The organism is Lysinibacillus sp. NPDC097279, assembly GCF_044761745.1.
GTDB lineage: Bacteria > Bacillota > Bacilli > Bacillales_A > Planococcaceae > Lysinibacillus.
On the sequence record NZ_JBIWDA010000001.1, the window covers coordinates 65,787 to 86,746 of the forward strand.

At 37.4% G+C, this 20,960-nt stretch carries 17 protein-coding genes; 13 read left to right on the plus strand and 4 right to left on the minus strand.

Annotated features, from left to right (window positions below; all coding sequences use genetic code 11):
* Window positions 1–149: 149 nt before the first annotated feature.
* Entirely contained in the window at window positions 150–1,400 is a 1,251-nt protein-coding gene (locus tag ACIQ1H_RS00300; RefSeq protein ID WP_402885575.1) for a BaiN/RdsA family NAD(P)/FAD-dependent oxidoreductase, read from the minus strand.
* 198 nt (window positions 1,401–1,598) lie between these two features.
* Between ACIQ1H_RS00300 and asnB the strand changes: the two genes are divergently transcribed.
* From asnB to ACIQ1H_RS00320, 4 genes are all read left to right on the plus strand, one after another.
* A complete protein-coding gene (asnB, locus tag ACIQ1H_RS00305) occupies window positions 1,599–3,446 on the plus strand; it encodes an asparagine synthase (glutamine-hydrolyzing) (protein WP_337980573.1) in 1,848 nt (615 codons plus the stop codon).
* Between the two features lie 254 nt (window positions 3,447–3,700).
* Window positions 3,701–5,314, plus strand: a complete 1,614-nt coding sequence (locus ACIQ1H_RS00310; protein WP_402885577.1) for a putative polysaccharide biosynthesis protein — start codon at window positions 3,701–3,703, stop codon at window positions 5,312–5,314.
* Window positions 5,315–5,322: 8 nt separating this feature from the next.
* A complete protein-coding gene (locus tag ACIQ1H_RS00315; RefSeq protein ID WP_402885580.1) occupies window positions 5,323–6,036 on the plus strand; it encodes a pseudouridine synthase in 714 nt (237 codons plus the stop codon).
* 161 nt (window positions 6,037–6,197) lie between these two features.
* A complete protein-coding gene (locus ACIQ1H_RS00320; protein ID WP_402885583.1) occupies window positions 6,198–7,727 on the plus strand; it encodes a diguanylate cyclase domain-containing protein in 1,530 nt (509 codons plus the stop codon).
* 64 nt (window positions 7,728–7,791) lie between these two features.
* On the opposite strand, the gene ACIQ1H_RS00325 is transcribed toward ACIQ1H_RS00320, so the two are convergent.
* On the minus strand, window positions 7,792–8,964 hold the full coding sequence (locus ACIQ1H_RS00325) for an MDR family MFS transporter (protein ID WP_402885586.1): 1,173 nt from the start codon (window positions 8,962–8,964) through the stop codon (window positions 7,792–7,794).
* Between the two features lie 137 nt (window positions 8,965–9,101).
* Window positions 9,102–9,323 (minus strand): DeoR family transcriptional regulator, encoded by a 222-nt coding sequence (locus tag ACIQ1H_RS00330; RefSeq protein WP_025220342.1) that lies wholly within the window; start codon window positions 9,321–9,323, stop codon window positions 9,102–9,104.
* Window positions 9,324–9,681: 358 nt separating this feature from the next.
* Between ACIQ1H_RS00330 and pepV the strand changes: the two genes are divergently transcribed.
* From pepV to ACIQ1H_RS00370, 8 genes are all read left to right on the plus strand, one after another.
* Window positions 9,682–11,085, plus strand: coding sequence for a dipeptidase PepV (gene pepV, locus ACIQ1H_RS00335; protein WP_402885589.1), 1,404 nt, complete (start codon window positions 9,682–9,684; stop codon window positions 11,083–11,085).
* Between the two features lie 104 nt (window positions 11,086–11,189).
* Window positions 11,190–12,044 carry a D-amino-acid transaminase gene (dat, locus tag ACIQ1H_RS00340; protein WP_173477583.1) on the plus strand — a complete coding sequence of 285 codons (855 nt, stop codon included), beginning with the start codon at window positions 11,190–11,192 and terminating at the stop codon, window positions 12,042–12,044.
* 199 nt (window positions 12,045–12,243) lie between these two features.
* Complete coding sequence (locus tag ACIQ1H_RS00345) at window positions 12,244–13,251, plus strand: nuclease-related domain-containing protein (protein ID WP_173477582.1); 1,008 nt, start codon at window positions 12,244–12,246, stop codon at window positions 13,249–13,251.
* A gap of 3 nt (window positions 13,252–13,254) precedes the next feature.
* Window positions 13,255–14,208 (plus strand): diacylglycerol/lipid kinase family protein, encoded by a 954-nt coding sequence (locus ACIQ1H_RS00350; protein ID WP_402885592.1) that lies wholly within the window; start codon window positions 13,255–13,257, stop codon window positions 14,206–14,208.
* Window positions 14,209–14,285: 77 nt separating this feature from the next.
* Window positions 14,286–14,933 carry a tRNA (guanosine(46)-N7)-methyltransferase TrmB gene (trmB, locus tag ACIQ1H_RS00355; protein WP_402885595.1) on the plus strand — a complete coding sequence of 216 codons (648 nt, stop codon included), beginning with the start codon at window positions 14,286–14,288 and terminating at the stop codon, window positions 14,931–14,933.
* 21 nt (window positions 14,934–14,954) lie between these two features.
* The gene (locus ACIQ1H_RS00360; protein WP_139860163.1) at window positions 14,955–15,824 is read left to right on the plus strand and encodes a YtnP family quorum-quenching lactonase; all 870 of its coding nucleotides are present in this window, start codon (window positions 14,955–14,957) and stop codon (window positions 15,822–15,824) included.
* Window positions 15,825–16,152: 328 nt separating this feature from the next.
* Window positions 16,153–17,181, plus strand: coding sequence for a PTS sugar transporter subunit IIC (locus ACIQ1H_RS00365; protein WP_139860161.1), 1,029 nt, complete (start codon window positions 16,153–16,155; stop codon window positions 17,179–17,181).
* Window positions 17,182–17,281: 100 nt separating this feature from the next.
* A complete protein-coding gene (locus tag ACIQ1H_RS00370) occupies window positions 17,282–18,508 on the plus strand; it encodes a carboxylate--amine ligase (protein WP_402885598.1) in 1,227 nt (408 codons plus the stop codon).
* A gap of 893 nt (window positions 18,509–19,401) precedes the next feature.
* On the opposite strand, the gene ACIQ1H_RS00375 is transcribed toward ACIQ1H_RS00370, so the two are convergent.
* Window positions 19,402–19,716 carry a hypothetical protein gene (locus ACIQ1H_RS00375; RefSeq protein WP_173477578.1) on the minus strand — a complete coding sequence of 105 codons (315 nt, stop codon included), beginning with the start codon at window positions 19,714–19,716 and terminating at the stop codon, window positions 19,402–19,404.
* Window positions 19,717–19,882: 166 nt separating this feature from the next.
* On the opposite strand from ACIQ1H_RS00375, the gene ACIQ1H_RS00380 reads away from it, so the two are divergent.
* A complete protein-coding gene (locus ACIQ1H_RS00380; RefSeq protein ID WP_173477577.1) occupies window positions 19,883–20,959 on the plus strand; it encodes a M42 family metallopeptidase in 1,077 nt (358 codons plus the stop codon).
* Window position 20,960: the final 1 nt, after the last annotated feature.

Sequence of the window (20,960 nt, forward strand, 5' to 3'; positions counted from 1 at the left end):
GAACCCTCGCTAACGCGCGGATTGTTGTGTCTTACGTTGCGTGCGTTCCCGCAGGAGTGACAGCTCTCTACAATCAACGAATGCTTTCTTCTAAAGTAGTTTAAAGTTTTGTTTCGACTGCTTAGTCGTGCCAATTTGAATCGAGTCATTTATAATGCGGCGTTCATACCTGCAATTCTTCCTGTAACGAGCGCGGACGTAATGTTGTAGCCGCCTGTATAGCCATGAATATCTAAAATTTCACCACAGAAAAACAACCCTGCTTTTTTCTTGGATGCCATCGTTTTTGGTTCGATTTCTTTTACAGAGACGCCACCACCTGTAACGAATGCTTTGTCGAGAGATTGCGTACCACTAACAGTCATTGTGAAATTGACGAGTAGATGTGCTAGCGCACGGATTTTTTCTTGAGATAATTCAGTGCCAGTCACTTGAACATCGATGCTTGCACGGTCACATAAGAATAGTAGCCAGCGTTCTGGTGCGACACCTTTCCACACATTTTTCACGGCCTTTTTCGGTTCTTCTTTAATAAGTTTATTTAAATATTGCAGACAAGTTTCTTCATTGTAGTCTACGAGTGTTTGAATACGCATTGTGACAGGCTCGTAACCTGTTTTCATCAATTCTTTAACAACGAATTGACTACAGCGTAAAACGGCAGGACCGCTTAATCCAAAATGCGTAAAGAGCATATCCATTTGATGTGTGACAAGCGACTTGCCTTTTTTATTTAGAACGGAAACTGCAACATCTCGTAATGCTAGTCCTTGGAGCTCTCTCGTTTGAATAAAGTCCTCCTTCGATAAAATCGGTACTTCTGTTGGGAATAGCGTTGTTACATTATGACCAGCTCTCTCAGCCCAAGGATAGCCATCACCTGTTGAACCTGTTTGCGGCACTGCCTTCCCTCCAACTGCAACAACAACAGCTTCACAGCGAACTTCTGTACCGTCTGCTAAGCGCACACCAAGAATCTTTTCCTCATCCATTAGTAGCTTGTTTACAGGTGTATTTAAGCGGACTTCAACATGTAGTCGCTGCAATTGACGGATAAGGGCATCGACGACATCTTGTGCGCGGTTTGACACAGGGAACATACGACCATGATCTTCTTCTTTTAATGCAACACCTAGACCTTCGAAAAAGGTAATAATATCTTCGTTGTTATAAACAGTAAAAGGACTATATAAGAAACGACCGTTGCCAGGAATATGTTTAACAATTTCTTCAACAGAGAGTCTGTTCGTCACGTTACAACGCCCTCCACCAGAGATTGCTAGCTTTTTACCAAGCTTTGTCCCTTTTTCAAGTAGTAAAACTTTCTTTTTTCGTTCTCCAGCCGCAATAGCAGCCATTAATCCAGAGGGGCCACCACCGATAACGATTACATCATACATATATGTGAACTCACTTTCTTTTCATTTTTAGGAACTTTTCCTATTATACATGAAGTCTATATAGAGGGCGGCTACTTTACATTGAAAATTATCATAAAGTGCATTATAATTTTTTATCTATAATGACAGCATGAAATGAATGGCTATTCGTGCTATGATGGTAGTGGTTATGCACTAAATTATGAGGTGAAAAAATAGATGTGCGGATTTATTGGCTATATTAATGGAACAAATGTGATTGATCATCACCAAACAATTGAAAATATGATGAATACGATTATTCACCGTGGACCAGACAGTGGTGGTATTCATAGTGACGATAAAGTAACGTTAGGTTTCCGTCGTTTAAGTATTATTGACTTATCAGACGTGGCAAATCAACCTCTTTATAGCCCAGATGGGGACATCGTGCTTGTTTTCAATGGGGAGATATATAATTTCCAAGAGTTACGTGAAGACCTACAAGCAAAAGGTCATACGTTTAAAACGAAATCAGATAGTGAAGTATTAATTTTCGGCTATATTCAGTACGGTGTTGAATTTGTCAAACAGCTTCGCGGAATGTTCGCATTCTGTATTTGGGATAAAAAGAATGATTTACAATTTATCGCACGTGATGGCTTTGGCATTAAACCGTTGTACTATACTGAAAATACAACGGATGGAACATTTATTTTTGGTTCAGAAATAAAATCTTTCATGCCACATCCAGCTTTTATTAAAGAACTAAACAAAAATGCATTACGTCCTTATTTAACATTCCAGTATTCTTCAATGGACGAAACATTCTTTAAAGGTGTGTACAAATTACCACCAGCGCACTATATGGTCATTCAAAATGGAAAAAAACAAATTGTGCAATATTGGGATAAAAAATTCCATGCGAAAGAAGCGCCAATTGAAAAATATGTGGAAGATATTCGTTCAACAGTGAAAGAATCTGTAGACGCCCACCAAATTAGTGATGTAAAGGTTGGTTCTTTCTTATCTGGCGGTATTGACTCAAGTTACATTACATCATTACTACGCCCTGATAAATCATTCTCTGTCGGATTTTCTGACTATGAAGATATGTTCAATGAAACAAACTTAGCAAAAGATTTATCAGATACATTAAATATTCAAAACGAGCGTAAATATATTTCGGCGGATGAATGTTTTGAAGCATTACCGAAAATTCAGTGGCATATGGATGAGCCGCAATCAAACCCATCTTCTGTACCGCTTTACTTCCTATCTGAGCTAGCAGCAAAGGATGTAACAGTAGTCCTTTCAGGTGAAGGCGCGGATGAAATATTCGGTGGCTATTCTTGGTACCAAAACTCTGGTAGAATGCAAAAATACGAGAAAGTGCCATTTGGTATTCGTAAAGCATTGCGCGGTGTTGCAGAAGCATTACCTAAAAACCAATACACACATTTCCTAGTTAAGGGCGGTCAAACGGTAGAAGAACGTTTTATTGGGGAAGCGGTTGTTTGGGATGAAGAAGATGCTTTAAATGTGCTAAAGCCTGACTACAAAAACGGTCCTTCTGTCAAAACGATTACAAAACGTATTTATGATGAAGTACCTGGTGATGATGATATTACTAAAATGCAGTATTTAGATTTGAATTTGTGGATGCCTGGTGATATTTTATTAAAGGCTGATAAAATGAGTATGGCGCATTCAATTGAATTGCGTGTACCGTTTTTAGACAAAGAAGTAATGGAATTAGCAAAAGATATTCCATCAAAATATCGTGTAAATGATATTGATACGAAATATGTGCTTCGTCAAGCAGCACATCAGGAGTTACCAGAAGAATGGGCAAAGCGTCCAAAGCTTGGTTTCCCTGTACCAATTCGCCACTGGTTGCGTGAAGAAAAGTATTACAATATGGTGAAGGATATGTTTACAACTGACTTCGCTAATGAATTTTTCGATACGAAACAATTAGTTGGTTATTTAGATGAACATTATGAAGGCAAAGCAAATCGTGGTCGCTATATTTGGACAGCTTATGTGTTCTTAGTATGGTATAAACAATTCTTTGTTGATATGTAACATAGAAGTAGCAGTTCAAAGAATCTATTTGATTTTTTGAACCGCTATTTTTTTGGCAATGTACTAGTAATTTGACATCAGTCTAACCTAGGGAAGCTAGAGATGTTTGATTCAAAAATTTTTCAGTGTAATTATGCATCTGTTTCCTTTTAAATATGTTAAGATAACAGTTGGTTTACTTATTTATTGTTTCAAAAGTGGTGATGCTTTATCACTTATAAAGGCTTGATTTTACTAATGAATGGATGGATACGATGTCCAATTTAATGAAAGGTACTGCGATATTAACTTTAGGGATGTTTTTATCGAAAGTGCTTGGATTAATTTATATTTTTCCCTTTTATGCGATTGTTGGGCAGGAAAATATCGCGTTGTATCAATATGCGTATATTCCTTACTCAATTATGCTAGCAATAGCCATTTCAGGCGCACCTATTGCTGTTTCTAAGTTTGTTTCTAAATACAACGCAATGGGAGATTATCAATCAGGACGCAAGCTGATGAAGTCGGGCATACTCATTATGATGATTACGGGTATTGCCTCATTTGCTGCTCTCTTTATACTTGCAACACCAATCGGGGAGCTAGTGATAAAAAGTGATGAACAGAAATTTTCAGTTGAGCAAATCGCTTCTGTTATACGTTGGGTAAGTTTTGCGCTTATTGTTGTGCCATTTATGAGTTTATGGCGTGGCTTCTTCCAAGGCTATGACAAAATGGAACCAACAGCAATCTCGCAGTTAGTGGAGCAAATTGTCCGAATTGTTGTGTTATTAGGTGGTTCTTTCTTAGTAGTAGTTGTATTTAATGGCAAACCTGAAACAGCAGTTTCATTTGCAGTCTTTGCAGCGTTTATCGGGGCAATTGGTGGGTTAATGGTGCTCTATTATTACTGGAAGAAATATCAACCTGAATTTAACTTATTACGTAGTCAAAGTATTACTTCAACTCAATTACCAATGTCGGATATTTATAAAGAAGTAATCACATATTCGATACCGATGGTGTTTGTAGGTGTTGCAAATCCATTATTCCAATTAGTGGATATGCTAACGTTTAATGGAGCGATGAGTTCAATCGGCTTAGCAAAAGTTACTGATGAATATTTATCGATGATTAACTTTACAACACATAAAGTTGTAATTATTCCAGTTATGCTCGCAACGGGTTTTTCGATGGCACTAGTACCGACGATTACAAAATATTATACACAGGGTGAGTATTTATCGCTCCGTCATGCGATGGATAAAACATATCAAATATTAATATTCATTACTCTACCCGCTGTTGTTGGTATTTCTTTATTAGCAAATGAAATTTACTTTATGCTTTACTCAGAAAGTGAAATGGGGGCATCAATTTTAGCCCATTATGCGCCAGTTGCGATTTTATTTGCGTTGTTCCAAGTAACGGCTGCACTATTACAAGGTATCGACTTCCAAAAATGGATTGTCTTAAGCTTGCTATCTGGTATTTTAGTAAAGCTAGCACTTAACATAACGTTAATTCGTTGGCTAGAAGCAGATGGAGCCATTTTTGCAACAGCGATTGGATACAGTGTCTCCATTATTATTAACATGTTAATCCTTAGAAAAACGCTTAATTATAAATCAGAAATGGTATTGCGCCGTGTCATGCTGATTACGCTTTTAACAGCTGCGATGGCGGTAAGTGTATTAATCGTCCATAAGCTATTAGAACTTATTATGGGACCAGTAGATGGTAAATTCTCTGCGCTCGTATACTCTGTTATTTGTGCGGCAGTGGGTATAGCCGTTTATGGTTATTTATCATTACGCCTAGGCTTAGCACAAAAATTACTTGGTGAGCGATTGACACGTATTACAAGTAAATTTGGATTTAAATAGGAGGAACTATGCGTTTAGATAAATTACTAGCCAATATGGGCTACGGCTCACGAAAGGAAGTTAAGCAACTCCTAAAACAAAAGGCGGTTTCTGTAGATGGCACATATGTAAAGGATGCAGCAATGCATGTTGATCCAGAAAAGCAAGATGTTGTCGTCTATGGTGAACGGGTTGTCTACACAGAGTTTGTGTACTATATGATGAATAAGCCTCCTGGTGTTATTTCTGCAACCGAAGATTTACGGGATGAGACTGTGATTGATTTACTAGATCCTCTGCATCAGCATTTTCAACCGTTTCCTGTTGGACGTTTAGATAAAGATACAGAAGGCTTGTTACTGTTGACGAATGACGGTGTATTAGCTCATAATTTACTATCTCCAAAGAAACATGTACCAAAAGTGTACTATGCCAAAATTGATGGCATTGTTACGCAGGAAGATGGAGAAATATTTGCTCGTGGTGTTGAGTTAGATGATGGCTATGTAACTAAGCCAGGTGAGCTTGTCATTTTAAAATCTGCACCGCAATCAGAAATTGAATTGACGATACAAGAAGGAAAATTTCATCAGGTGAAGCGTATGTTTGAAGCGGTTGGTAAACGTGTTACCTACTTAAAGCGCCTTTCGATGGGTTGCTTACAACTTGATGAAAGCTTAGCATTAGGTGAATATCGTGAGTTAACGTCTGAAGAATTAACAGGTTTACAAAATAGAGATTAAAAAGATCCTCGATGCTGTACTTTTAGTATCGAGGATTTTTTTTACATGTTTGTCCCAATAACTGTATAATATGATATATCAATAAAATATTATAGAGGGAATATAGTACAGGAAAAATTATGTTCAAAAAATGATAGTGAAGATGAGTAGAGGACATGTTAATGAAAAAACTACGAATTAAATTATTAATATCTTTAATTGCCTTTGCATTAATACTGGTTGCCGTAATTTCTTATGTTAATAGGCAAATACTTGTGGCAAATATTGAAGACCAAGAAGCGAGTAATCGAACATTAATTGAAAATCATATTTTAACGGATATGCAAACTGTAGATAACGCACACTTTTATTTTGATAAAAATATTTCGGAAAACATGGAACAAGAACTACAAGCATTAGCTACATATTATGAGGGAAATCCTAATCTAGCGACTTGGGATTTACAGCAAATGAAAGACAATCTTGGTATGGATATATACATATTGGATAAAAAAAATACCGTTATTTATACAACATTTGAAAAAGATAAAGGGCTGAATTTTTCCCTTTGCTGTAAAAACTTTTCTGCTTTATTAGACGAAAGAAGAGAAAGCGGACAGTTTTTTACAGATGGTATAGATGTTTCAACAACTACAGGCGAATATCGAAAATTTAGCTATTTGGCTACACCTGACAAAAAGTATTTATTGGAGCTTGGCTTAAAATTAAGTGATGTGCCAGTATTTCAAACATTCAACTTTGCAAAAACCTCTGCTTATTTAATTGATAAATATGATGATCTGCTAGATTTACGAACAATTAATGCAGGGGGTATTTTTTTCTCTGATACAGATGCCGCTGGAACAACTGTAAAAAATCAATCAAAAAAATTTCAGGAACATTTTAAGGTAGCTCTCCAAACGATGAAGCCAAGTGAGTATCAACAAGAGTTAGGCAATGGCTATATAGAGACATATCGTTTTATACCTTATGAGGCAGAGACAGTTCGAGGTGCATCGTCAAAGCGAGTAGTGTACGTGAAATATGGTAACGATACGAAGTTGACCGCCCTTGCCAAAAATACGAAACAGTTTTGGTTCGTTCTGATAATTGCATTAGTAACAGCATTTATTATGCTGATGGTTATTAATAGATTGTTTTCTAAAACGATACAATTAGCAACATATGATTCACTAACAAATGTCTTTAATCGTGCTACATATATAAGTAAAATGGATAAATTATTAAGAAAAAGAAGAGCTAATACGCCAGGTTTACTTTTAATAGATTTAGATAACTTTAAGCAAGTAAATGATCAATTTGGTCATGCTGAAGGTGATAGAATTCTTATTAAAACAGCCAATATCTTGAAGGAAGTCGTAAAAAAGAATGGCTTTGTTGTAAGATTTGGAGGCGATGAATTTGCAATTGTTTTATATGATACGAACGAGGAGCATATGGAGCAATTAGCAAATGCCATTTTGGCGAAAATACGTAGTTTCAAAAATGTCGATAATATAAAATGGTCCGTCATTTCTGTTAGTATGGGCGGGGTAATTTGCAAAAAATCAAATGAAACAGAGTTGAGTTTATTCGAACGGGCAGACAAAGCATTATATCAGTCCAAGAAGGCAGGGAAGGATCAATACTCCAGTTTCGACGAAGTAGCATCGACAGAAGAAAAATATGCAAACGAACTTAGATTGAAATGAAAGGCACGAGATATGTAGGAGAAGAAAAACTGCCTCCTACGTAACTCGTGCTTTTTTAATATAGTTATGTAGCACCTTGTGCTTTAGATCGATAAAACAGGGAACTACATAAGACAAGAACGGCGATAACAGCAAACATTGCATCAATATAATGCGTTAAAAGCCATCCCCCAATAATAGGGCCAATAAAACCACCTAAATTTTTAAATTGAGAGGCGCCTAGATATGTTGCTTTTTGTGTATCTGGTGCAATTTCATCAATCATGACATTCATTGTTGGGAAAGCAAATATTTCGCCAATTGTAAAAATAATCATTGCACAAATGAACAGTGAATAATTCGTTGATATGCCAAATAGCGTTAAACCAACTGCAAAGAATACGATACCAATCAGAAGAATTGTGGATGATGAAAAACGCTCTGAAAAAATACTAATCGGTAATTGTAGTAAGAGAACAACCGCCGCATTTAACGAAATGAGTAAAGAATAGAGCTTAGCACCATCCTCGATTTTTAGCTCAATCAATTGCGGAAGTGTTGAATCAAATTGGGAGTAGCCAATATTTATTAAAATGGCTCCAAAAATAAAGCTTAATAATACTTTGTTTGTTAAAAGAATCGTAAAGGTTTGAAGCACTTTTGTTTGTGTGGTAGCTTTTTGTTGCTGCATTTCGTAACGATTCAATACGAAAAATAAAAATAGTGCATAAATAATGTACATAATACCTGTCAGCATAAACGGAATGCTAGGACTGGATAGCTGGGCTATATAAACGCCAATAAGAGGTCCTATTACGGCGGCTATATTAATGGCTGTATAGCGCAAAGAAAACAATCTTTTGCGTTTTTCTGCTGGAGTGAAATCAATCATTAATGCTTGTGTAGAAGGCTCAAAGAACGAGCGACATAAACCGTTCAACGCATTAAGTACGACGAAGAACCATATCGTATGTGCTGTAGCAAAGCCGAAGAAAACAATACTCCAAACAAGTATCGTAAGTAAAATGACACTTTTGCGACCAAAGCGATCTGTTAAATAACCGCCAAAAAATCCACCTACAGTGGAAATCAGCGGTGCAATACCAATGGTCAGCCCTATCTGTAAAGGGGAGGCATCAATTTCGTTATGTAAATATATAGCTAAAAAAGGCATTGCCATAAAGCTCGCAATACGTGTAAATATAGTACCACCTAAAATAATCCAAACGAGCGGGTGGAACATCTTGGATAGTTGCATAAAAATCCTCCTCTCAACATGTAGAATGTTTCGAGTGTAACGGATTGTGAAGAGGCTGTAAATAGAAAAAAAGAATGACCCCGACGAAAGGTCATTCTTTTTTCTTACAATAATGCTTTACGCAACGTGCGCAAAAACTAAGACGTCAATTTTACTTTTTTACTCGTCGTTGTCCATTTGCCTCGACTTGGACTCATCACCAAATCGTTAAAGGCTAACACGTTCAAATCTCTTTGAACGGTGCGAGGAGTGATGCTAAACTCTTCGACTAAATCCTGTGTAGACACGGTTCCTTTGTCTAAAATAAACATGTACACGTCTTTAATACGATTAAGCATTCGATCAGTAGTTGGTTTCATAAATGAACCACTCCTTCATCTTAATTCACTTGGCAAAGACTAGCGGACGACACTATGTGCGGAGTGCACTGAGGCTTTTTAAGTAGCTGCCTTAGACATCCCCTTTTCTAATTTTATGTTCAGAACAATAATTCTGATAACTCTATTATATAGAAAAACGAAGCAGTTTTCTAGTGAATGCAATAGAAATTTACAATATATACATAAAGTTTTCGCTGTATTTTGTGGACATTAGTGTAAAAGATGCTATATGTGGTAGTGTAAAGGGAAGAGAGGCAAATGATAGTTAGAAAGACGATTGTATTTTTCTAAGTAAAGAGTAGAATAATCTTATTATAAAATGGAGGAGGTACATAGTATGGATTGGTTACATGCTGCAAAGGAAAGACAAGATGAGTTAGTAAGAGAATTACAGGAGCTTGTGCAAATTAATAGTGTATTGGATGAAAAAACGATAACAGAAAATGTGCCGTTTGGTAATGGACCGCTAAAGGCACTGGAATGGTTGTTAGCAAAAGGTGAAGCTGAAGGGCTACAAACGAAAAATGTTGATAATTATGCTGGACATATTGAAATGGGCCAAGGTGAAGAATTACTCGGTATTTTATGTCATGTTGATGTAGTGCCTGAAGGTGATGAAACGAATTGGACTTATCCACCTTTTAGTGGCACGATTGCCGATGGGAAATTATTTGCCCGAGGTGCAATAGACGATAAAGGCCCAACGATTGCTGCATGGATGGGCATGAAGCTTGTGAAAGATGCAGGCATTCCATTAAACAAACGTGTACGAATGATTATCGGTACGGATGAAGAAACAGGCTTCCGCTGTGTCGACCATTATTTTAAAAATGAGGAAATGCCAACATTCGGTTTTGCACCAGATGCAGACTTCCCACTCATTAATGCCGAAAAAGGCATCGCTGAGCTTGTGTTCTCTCAAAATAAATCTGGGGATGCGACGAAAGAACAGCTACTACTATTTAATGCTGGTAAGCGTCCAAATATGGTACCAGATTTCGCAAAAGCGACAATTCAATTAGTATCTGCACAATTCGAACAGAATTTTCAAACATTTTTAAGCAAAAATCAGCTAGAAGGCTCTTTATTAAAAGAGGGTTCTCGCTATATAATAACTATCAAAGGAAAAGCAGCTCACGCAATGGAACCTGAGAAGGGGATCAATGCAGCTGTCTACCTTGCAGCATTTTTACAGCAAGAATTGACGACAGAAGAAAGTAAGCAATTTGTCGATTTTATCGCAGATGTATTCCATCAAGACCATTATGGCAACGCATTAGCTTTGCAATTTGAGGATGATATGTCTGGCAAAACGACATTAAATCCAGGTATTGTTACTTATGATGTAGCCCAAGGAGGAAGCATAGTCGTTAGTTTCCGCTACTCTGTAACGTATCCATTTGATCAAAAAATTACAGAGGCTCAACGTTTAGCTGCTGACAAAGGATTATCACTCGATGTTCAAGAAAACTCAAAACCTCATTATGTCAGTGAGGACGATCCGTTAATCCAAACGTTAGCTGCTGTTTATCGCCGACAAACAGGGGACAACGATACACCTTTGCTTTCGACTGGTGGTGGTACGTATGCGCGCGTCTTGAAAAAAGGTGTGGCATTCGGCATGCTTTTCCCTGGTGATCCAGATGTAATGCATCGTGCGGATGAATATGTAATTGTTGATAAATTAGTACAAGCTGCTGCTATTTATGCAGAAGCTATTGCAGAACTTGCTGGGAAGTAAGTGTAATCTGTAAGAGTATGATGTTCTTATGAAAGAGGTCACAAAGCTTCACTTGCAAAGCACTTCACTAAAAAATAATTTTAAAATGAAAAGGATGTATGAACATGGCATACTCATTATGGAATGATCAAATCGTTGAAGAAGGATCTATTACAATTTCACCAGAAGACCGTGGTTACCAATTTGGTGACGGTATATATGAAGTAATTAAAGTATATAACGGAAATATGTTCACAGCACAAGAGCACATTGATCGTTTCTATGCTAGTGCCGAAAAAATTCGTCTTGTCATTCCTTATACAAAAGACGTTTTACACAAATTACTGCATGATTTAATCGAAAAAAACAACTTAGAAACAGGTCATGTTTATTTTCAAATTACACGTGGTACGACTTCTCGTAACCACATCTTCCCAGATGCAAGCGTACCAGCTGTCCTAACAGGCAATGTTAAAGCTGGCGAGCGTTCAATCGAAAATTTTGAAAAAGGTGTAAAGGCAACATTGGTAGAAGATGTGCGCTGGTTACGTTGTGATATTAAATCGTTAAATTTACTGGGAGCTGTACTTGCAAAACAAGAGGCTTCTGAAAAAGGATGCTACGAAGCAATTTTACACCGTGGTGATATTGTAACTGAATGTTCATCTGCAAATGTTTATGGTATTAAGGCAGGTAAACTTTACACACACCCAGCAAATAACTACATCTTAAATGGTATTACACGCCAAGTTATTTTAAAATGTGCAGCAGAAATTAATTTACCTGTTATTGAAGAGCCTATGACAAAAGGCGATTTATTAGCAATGGATGAAATTATCGTGTCATCCGTTTCTTCTGAAGTAACACCAGTTATCGATGTGGATGGTCGCCAAATCGGCGCAGGTGTTCCTGGGGAATGGACTCGTAAATTACAAAAAGCATTTGAGGCGAAATTACCACTTTCAATCAATGCTAAATAACAATAAGTAATTAAAAAGAGCTACCTAAAACTTGGTTAATAGCCAAGCTGCTAGGCTAGCTCTTTTTTATAGAACAAAATATGCATGTATTCTCCTGAAACGTCATGTAAAATAAAAAGGATAGAACCTTTAATTGGTAGTAGAACAAAAGCCAATGAGGCAAAGTTGATATGGGGTAGTAGATTGGAGTGACCTAAACATGGCACAATTAGTGAAAATACAAGATTATATTTCACGTTATCAAATTGATTTAGCTAGATACCCAACACAATTTGTGCGCCTAAAAAAAAGTCAATGGGAGCGCATTAAACGTCAATGGGAATTAGGCGAAGATATAACGGAATGGCAGCATACTGAAAATGAAAAAGACAATGATTCATTTGAAGAAAAAGATCGCTTCTCATTCATTAAAAAGATTTTTACAGGGCGTCCAAAAGAAGATATCCAAGAAGATATTGAGCAAGTAGACGTGACGAACGAATTTGCCGATGAGGAAGATATCATTCCAGAAGAGGAAACAACATTATCTTTTGAACCGAATATTGTTTACGCACCTCAGTCCATCCATGAATTGAAGCGGATGTTTATAGACCAATTTTTTCATTTTCAAATGAAATGGGCAAGCTCCACTTTGCGAGAAAAATCGTATGTAGATCCTCGATTTATGCGTGATTCTTTATTACGTACATTGCTACAAAACTTACCAGATAATTATTTGGTCTTTTACTATCCGATTCTACAGGTGAGAAAAGCACCAATCGAGCTGGATGTTGTGTTAATGTCACCAACAGAATGCATTTGTATTACTGTGCTTGAAGCAGAGAATCAGGCGGTATATGTAGGTGGCAGTGAACGCTTTTGGTTGAAAAAAGTGGGGACAAAGGATTCAAAAATACTCAATCCGATGATTAGCTTAAGCAGAATGGAATCTGTCCTAACACAATTATTTAAGCAAGACCAAATAGACATGCCGATTCGCAAGGTTATTTTAACACGTAATGGTTATTTCGATTACCCAGGTTCATCTTTTAGTGTTCGCTTAGTCGACCGTCGTAATTATAATGAATGGATGCAGTCATTAAAAAATGTTTCATCACCTATGAAGCATATGCAAATTCGAGCAGCTCAAACAATTTTAAATAATGTGCAAACGACTTCTTTTAATCGTGATATTTGGCAACAAACATCTTCAAAAGCTGAGGACTAACAGATGCACGTATTATTTATTGTTAATGAGTATGCTGGAAATGGGAAGGGTAAAATTGTTTGGAATAGATTGCAGCAGCAATTATCCATTGACTATCAAGTCGCACTTACACAATACGAAGGGCACGGTCAAGAAATTGCTGAGCAATGGGCGCAAAAAGACCAAACAAAAAAGTTAATCATAGTTGTTGGCGGGGATGGCACCGTTCATGAAGTTGTTAGTGGCATTGTACATAATCAATTAGTCGTTATTGCCGTGGTCAGTGCAGGCTCTGGTAATGATTTTGCCCGTTATTTTCCAACATTTAAAAATGCGAAACAGATTGAACTGTATGTCAGGTCGGAATTGTCTGCCAGTATGATGGATATCGGAAAGCTACAGCTAGGAGCAATGCAACACGAAGTATTTGTTAATAATGCGGGAATCGGCTTTGATGCCTATGTCACAAGGCACATAAATAAGTCCCGTCTTAAATACTATTTCAATAAAATAGGACTTGGTAAGCTTTCCTATGCCGCTGCAGTAGTTAGAGGGCTATTTCGCTTTAGTTGTTTCGATGTAACAGTTCAGACGCAAAATCAAACGATTCATTTTCAAAATGTCTGGTTTGTCGCTACAAGCAATCAACCGTATTTTGGCGGTGGCATGAAAATTTCACCGATGTCTAAAGCAAATGATGGCAAAGTTGAATTAACTATTGTCCACAATATTTCCAAAGTGAAATTACTATTAATTTTTGCCACTGTTTTTTTTGAAAAGCATACAAAGTTTCAAGAAATATCTTTTTTACAAAGCGAGCAATTTGATATTGTTGTGCATGCAAATAGCGTTGATTGTCATACTGATGGGAATTATATCGGAGCGATTGGGCAGGATGCTGTCGTGCGATGTACAGTGCAACAACAAGCATGGAAATGTATAACATTGGAAAAGTCAAAAAACGTCATTTCGCAATAATATCATGCGAATGTGACGTTTTTACGTTATACTAATAAAAAATCAATAATTTCACTATTAAGAAATGAGGAAGAAAATTGAGATTAAGAAATAAGCCTTGGGCAGAGGAAATGATTACAAATCATCCAAAGGTGATTATTCCAAATCCTGAAGACTTTAAAGGAAACTGGCAAGCTGTTTTTGGCAATGATCACCCACTACACATTGAAGTAGGAACTGGGAAAGGTCAATTTGTGACTGGAATGGCCTTGCAAAATCCGCATATTAATTATATCGGTATTGAGCTTTATGATAGCGTAATTGTTTGCGCATTAGAAAACATATTAGAAGCTAAATCTCCAGCGAATTTACGTTTATTAAAAGTAAATGGCGCAGATTTAAATAAATTTTTTGAAAAAAATGATGTAGATCGTGTGTATTTGAATTTCTCAGATCCTTGGCCAAAAATACGCCATGCAAAGCGTCGTTTAACGCACGAGGGTTTTTTGAAATTATATGAGTCGATTCTAGTGGATAATGGGGAAATCCATTTTAAGACGGATAACCGTAGTCTTTTTGAGTATTCCTTAATTAGTATGTCTGAATACGGTATGTTATTAAAGTATGTATCACTCGACCTACATGCAAATATGCCAGAAGATAATATTATGACAGAATATGAGCAAAAGTTTTCTGCTAAAGGACAGCCGATTTATCGTTTAGAATCGCAATTTATTAAAAAATAGCAAACAGTAGGGGGAGTATGGATGGATCAGTTACAGTTTCATAATATGTCATTATCATGGCTAAACGGGGGTGTCACTTGCCTTGATGGCGGTGCAATGTTTGGCGTAGTACCAAAACCACTTTGGTCACGCAAATATCCAGTAAACGAAAACAATCAAATCGAATTACCTACAGAGCCTATCTTAATTCAATATGATGGGAAAAACTATCTTGTTGATACGGGTGTTGGTTTTAACAAATTAAATGAAAAGCAATTGCGAAACTATGGAGTAACAGAAGAATCAACTCTAGCTGATAGTTTGCAAGAGCTTGGCTTAACAACGGCTGATATTGATGCAATTTTAATGACGCATTTACATTTTGATCATGCGGGTGGTCTTACACGATGGGAAGGTGAAGTTTTAGTCCCTACATTCCCTAATGCTAAAATTTATGTAACAAAAATTGAATGGGATGAAATGCGTGAGCCGAATATTCGCTCTAAAAATACGTATTGGAAAGAAAATTGGGAGCCTGTTCAACATTTAGTAGAAACATATGAAGGGTCGTTAGAGGTTGCTTCTGGAATTGAAATGATTCATACAGGTGGACATAGCGATGGACATGCTATTATTAAATTAACGCAAAATGGCGAAGTAATGTTGCATATGGCAGATATTATGCCAACTCATGCGCATCAAAATCCATTATGGGTGTTAGCATATGATGATTATCCAATGACGAGTGTTTTTGCCAAAGAACGTCTTATGAAGGAAGCTTTAGCAAATGGCTACAGTTTTATTTTCTACCATGATGCATATTACCGTATGATTAAATGGGATGAAACAGGCAAGGAAATTGTTGATAAATTAGAACGTAGCAGACAAGCTGTTATTACATTTAATAAATAATATATGGATTTCATGTGTGATTGCTTTTACAGCCCACACTTTAGACTATAGGCTAGCTTAAAGAGCCTATAGTCTTTTTTATTTTTAGACATTCAAAAATGGAGTGTAGAGCTCTGGAACGGAATTATATAATTTTAATATTTCGAAATATTTTTTTGTAATATTCAGCTATTTGGAAACGACTACTTTCTGAGTGGTGATATAATATGCTATTTACCAATTTTAACATGTAATATTCTGAATATTACATATTGACTGATTAATCTAATATTAATATACTAAGATAACATCAAAGAGCATTAGATTGACAGAAGGGAAATGAAATACAATGAAAAATTTTATTAATAATGTACTGACTGGGATGAGTATGGGAATTGTTGTTTGTTTAATTCCCAATGCATTAGTAGGTGAGATATTAAAACTAATAATTCCTTATGTGCCCCAGCTAGAAATTATTTTAAATACATCCGTATTAGCAATGAGTCTACTACCTGTTATTATTGGCGTCATGACAGGAATTTGCTTTAAATTAACACCTGTCCAAACATGTAGCGTTGGACTAGCTGCATTTGTTGGTAGTGGTGTATATACTATTGATCCAGATACAGGCATTACAATTGCTGGTATTGGTGTTGTTATTAATATTGGGATTACGACTGCTTTAGCTGTGTTATTTGTGCAATTTTTAGGTAATAAGCTGAAGGACTTTACATTATTATTAATGCCTGCACTTGCTATGTTTGTACCTGGTTTAATCGGCAACGCCATTTTACCGTATGTGCGTACAGGTTCAGGATATGTTGGACTTATTATTGAGCATTTAACGACGTTACAGCCAGTAGTAATGGGCTCACTCATTGCTATGATCTTCTCAATATTAATTATTTCACCAATTTCTACTATAGGTGTAGCGACAGTAATTATGTTATCAGGCATCGGTGCTGGTGCAGCCAATCTCGGTGTTTGCGCATCTGGTGTAGGAATGTGTATTGCAAGTTATAAGGCGAACAATATTGGTACTGCCATTGCCCATGTAGCATCTGCAAAAATTCAAATGCGTAATTTTTTCATGAAGCCAAAAATAGCTTTTCCGATGATTATTACTGCGGGAATATTAGGCGCCTTAGCAGGACTCTTTGAAATTGTAGGTACACCATACAGTGCTGGTTTCGGTCTAGGTGGCTTTGTTGGACCATTGAAGTATTTAAGCTTAGTTGGTTGGACACCTTATACACTAACAATAGCGATTACGTTATTTATCGCCCTGCCTATTCTATTAAATGTTGTCTTACTACGAATCTTCTCGATGAAACTGAAATGGATTACATCGGAAGACTATAAGGTGCATTATGAATAATGGAAAAGTCTCCGTTTGGGGGCTTTTTTTTCGTGAACATTTTGGAAAATATGATACACTAAAAGCTATACTAAAACACAAAAGAGAGTTGAAATAAATTATGGTAACGGAGCAACCATTTTTACCAGTATTATTAGGATCAGATATGAATGCATACGGCATGGCACGAGCATTTTATGAGGCATATGGCATTAAGCCACTTGTATTAGGACGTTCACATTTAACAGCAACACAAGATAGCCATATTTTAGAATTTAAAGAAATTGATCGTTTAAATGAACAGGACGTGTTTGCACCAGCACTTGCTCAAATTGCAAAGCAATATGCTGATAAAAAATTACTGCTACTTGCTTGTGGCGATGATTATGCAAAGCTCATCATTAAAAACAAACCTGCATTACAGGAGCATTTTACAGTACCATATATTGATGAATCATTAATGGATGAAATTTTATTAAAAGAAAATTTCTATAAAATGTGTGAGAAGTACGACTTTAAATATCCAGGTACAACAACGGTAACAGCGAAAAACTATGAAAATTTCACGCCACCATTTAACTATCCAATCATAATAAAAGCATCGAATTCAGTAGAATATTGGGCATGTAAATTCCCAGGCAAGAAAAAGGTGTTCGTTGCACACGATGAAGCGGAAAAAAGTGCAATTTTAAAAGCTATTTATAGTTCTACTTACCAAGATACAATGATTATTCAAGAATTCATCCCTGGTGATGATTCGTATATGCGCGTGTTAAATGCGTATGTAGGAAAAGACGGCAAAGTAAAGCTAATGTGTTTAGGTAACCCGATTTTAGAAGAGCATTCACCAGAAGGAATCGGAAGCTATGCAGCCATCGTTACGACATACGATAAAGAGCTTATGGATCAAGTACGCCACTTTTTAGAGGATATCGGTTATACTGGCTTTGCTAATTTCGATATGAAATACGACATTCGCGACAAACAATATAAATTATTCGAAATAAATTTACGTAACGGACGCTCAAGCTATTATGTAACGGCAAGCGGACATAATTTAATGAAATATGTTGCGGACGATCATATGTTAAATATCGAGCAACAGTTAACGTATGTAGAAGACAAGCATTTATGGATGATTATTCCGAAGGGCGTGTTATTTAAATACGCTTCTAACGAAAAGCTAAAGCTTGAAGCGCAAAAATTGATTCGTGAAGGGAAGTATACAAATTCTCTTTACTTTAATAAGGACATGAATGCAAAGCGTTGGGTAAAGCTTACACTCAATAATTTAAATTATTATCGAAAATATAAAAAGTATTTCAATAATAAAGGTTTAGAAGAATAAGATTGATTAAAAGGAGGTATAACACATATACCTCCTTTTAGTTTAGGAAAAAACTCGAAAAAACGACGACTGCTAGTGATTTCTACTATGCGCGGGCTTTTTGCGGAGTGAGGGTGTGTGATTCCGCGAAGCAAGGGCGTGATTCCGCGAAGCAAGGAGTGGATTCCGCGAAGCGAGGGTATAATTCCGCGGAGCCAGTTGTGATTCCGCGAAGCGAGAGCGTAATTCCGCGGAGCGAGAGTGTGATTCCGCGAAGCAAGGTAGGATTCCGCGGAGCGAGGGTGTGATTCCGCGGAGCAAGGGTGTGATTCCGCGAAGCGAGTGTGATTCCGCAAAGCAAGGGCGTGATTCCGCGAAGCGAGAGTGTGATTCCGCGGAGCGAGGGTGTGATTCCGCGGAGCAAGGAGTGGATTCCGCGGAGCAAGGAGTGGATTCCGCGGAGCAAGGAGTGGATCCCGCGGAGCGAGGGTGTGATTCCGCGAAGCGAGAGTGTGCGCGAAGCGAGAGCGTAATTCCGCGAAGCGAGTGTGTGTCCGCAAAGCAAGGGCGTGGTTCCGCGAAGCGAGAGTGGATTCCGCGAAGCAAGGAGTGAATTCCGCGAAGCGAGAGTGTGATTCCGCGAAGCGAGTGTAGGATTCCGCGAAGCGAGGGTGTGATTCCGCGAAGCAAGGAGCGAGGGTATAATTCCGCGGAGCCAGTGTGTGATTCCGCGAAGCAAGAGTGTGATTCCGCGAAGCGAGGGTAGGATTCCGCGGAGCGCGTGCGTGATTCCGCGAAGCAAAGAGTGAATTCCGCGAAGCGAATGTAAGCGAGTCCCAACATTTAAATTTTTGAAAATAAAAAAAAGCATGTGAGACATTGTTATGTCCACATGCTATTCTATGATGTTTTGTTTAAACTTCCGTCAATTCTACGACTACGCCAGAGCGTGCATCTGCAGCAAACTCGAATGTTTGCATTTCACCCTCGTGCATGCGTGAAATACCACCACGATAAACAGGAATAGTCATAAATCCATTTGTGAAATTGTCAGTTTTCATAAAAATCCAAGAACCGTCTATTGGCGAATCCTTTTTAAATTCCTTTTTTATGTTTTCAAGTACTTGTCCTGCGGGTACATACGGAGAAACTTTTTCACTAGCTTCTTTAATAATGACTGCCGCGGCGAGGCCTGTTGCAACACCAATTAAAAAATCACGTAATTTCATGGGTAATTTCCTCCTTTTCCTATAGCTCTATTTTAGCATAGCACAAAGAAGGAAAGCACGTTCATTATAAAGGACTTTCAAGAAATGTATCAATATTTCGACTTCTGAAATAATTATGATACAATAAGCAAGGAAGAAAATTCTACTTCGTGGGGAGAGAGTCATCATGAATGAGGAAACATTACAATTATTTAAAACATTAACTGAATTACCTGGGGCTCCGGGCAATGAGCATGCAGTGCGTGCATTTATGCGTTCTGAGCTACAGAAGTACTCAGATGAGGTAATTCAAGATCATTTAGGTGGCATTTTTGGTGTAAAGCATAGTGCTGTATCAGATGCCCCTAAAATCCTAGTAGCAGGTCACATGGACGAAGTAGCATTCATGGTAACGTCGATTACTGATAATGGATTAATTCGTTTTCAAACACTAGGTGGCTGGTGGAACCAAGTTATGTTAGCACAGCGTGTGGAAGTGTACACGAAAAATGGTGCAATTCCAGGTGTTATCTCATCTATTCCACCGCATTTACTAACAGATGCAGAACGAGCAAAACCAATGGAAATTAAAAATATGCTAATTGATGTTGGGGCAGACAATAAAGAGGATGCAATTGCTCTTGGTGTTCGTCCAGGACAGTCAATTATCCCAGTATGTTCATTTACGCCGATGGCAAATCCGAAAAAAATTATGGCAAAAGCATGGGATAACCGTTATGGCTGTGGACTGGCGATTGAATTAATGAAAGAAGTAAAAGATGAAAAATTAGCTTCTCATTTATATTCAGGCGCAAATGTTATGGAAGAGGTTGGCCTTCGTGGTGCTCAAGTATCAGCTAATATGATTAAGCCTGATTTATTTTTTGCTTTAGATGCATCACCAGCTAATGATATGTCTGGAGATAAAAATCAATTTGGTCAACTAGGTAAAGGGACGTTATTACGAATACTTGACCGTACAATGGTAACACATCGTGGTATGCGTGAATTTGTGTTAGATACGGCAGAGTCTAATCATATTCCTTATCAGTATTTTGTATCTCAAGGTGGCACAGATGCTGGCCGTGTACATACATCTAATGACGGTATACCAAGTGCTGTAATTGGTGTTTGCTCACGTTATATCCATACATCAGCATCGATTATTCATATTGATGACTATGCTGCGGCTAAAGCATTAATTGTAGAATTAGTGAAAAAAGCTGATCGTTCGACATTAGAGACGATTCGCGCTAATGTATAAG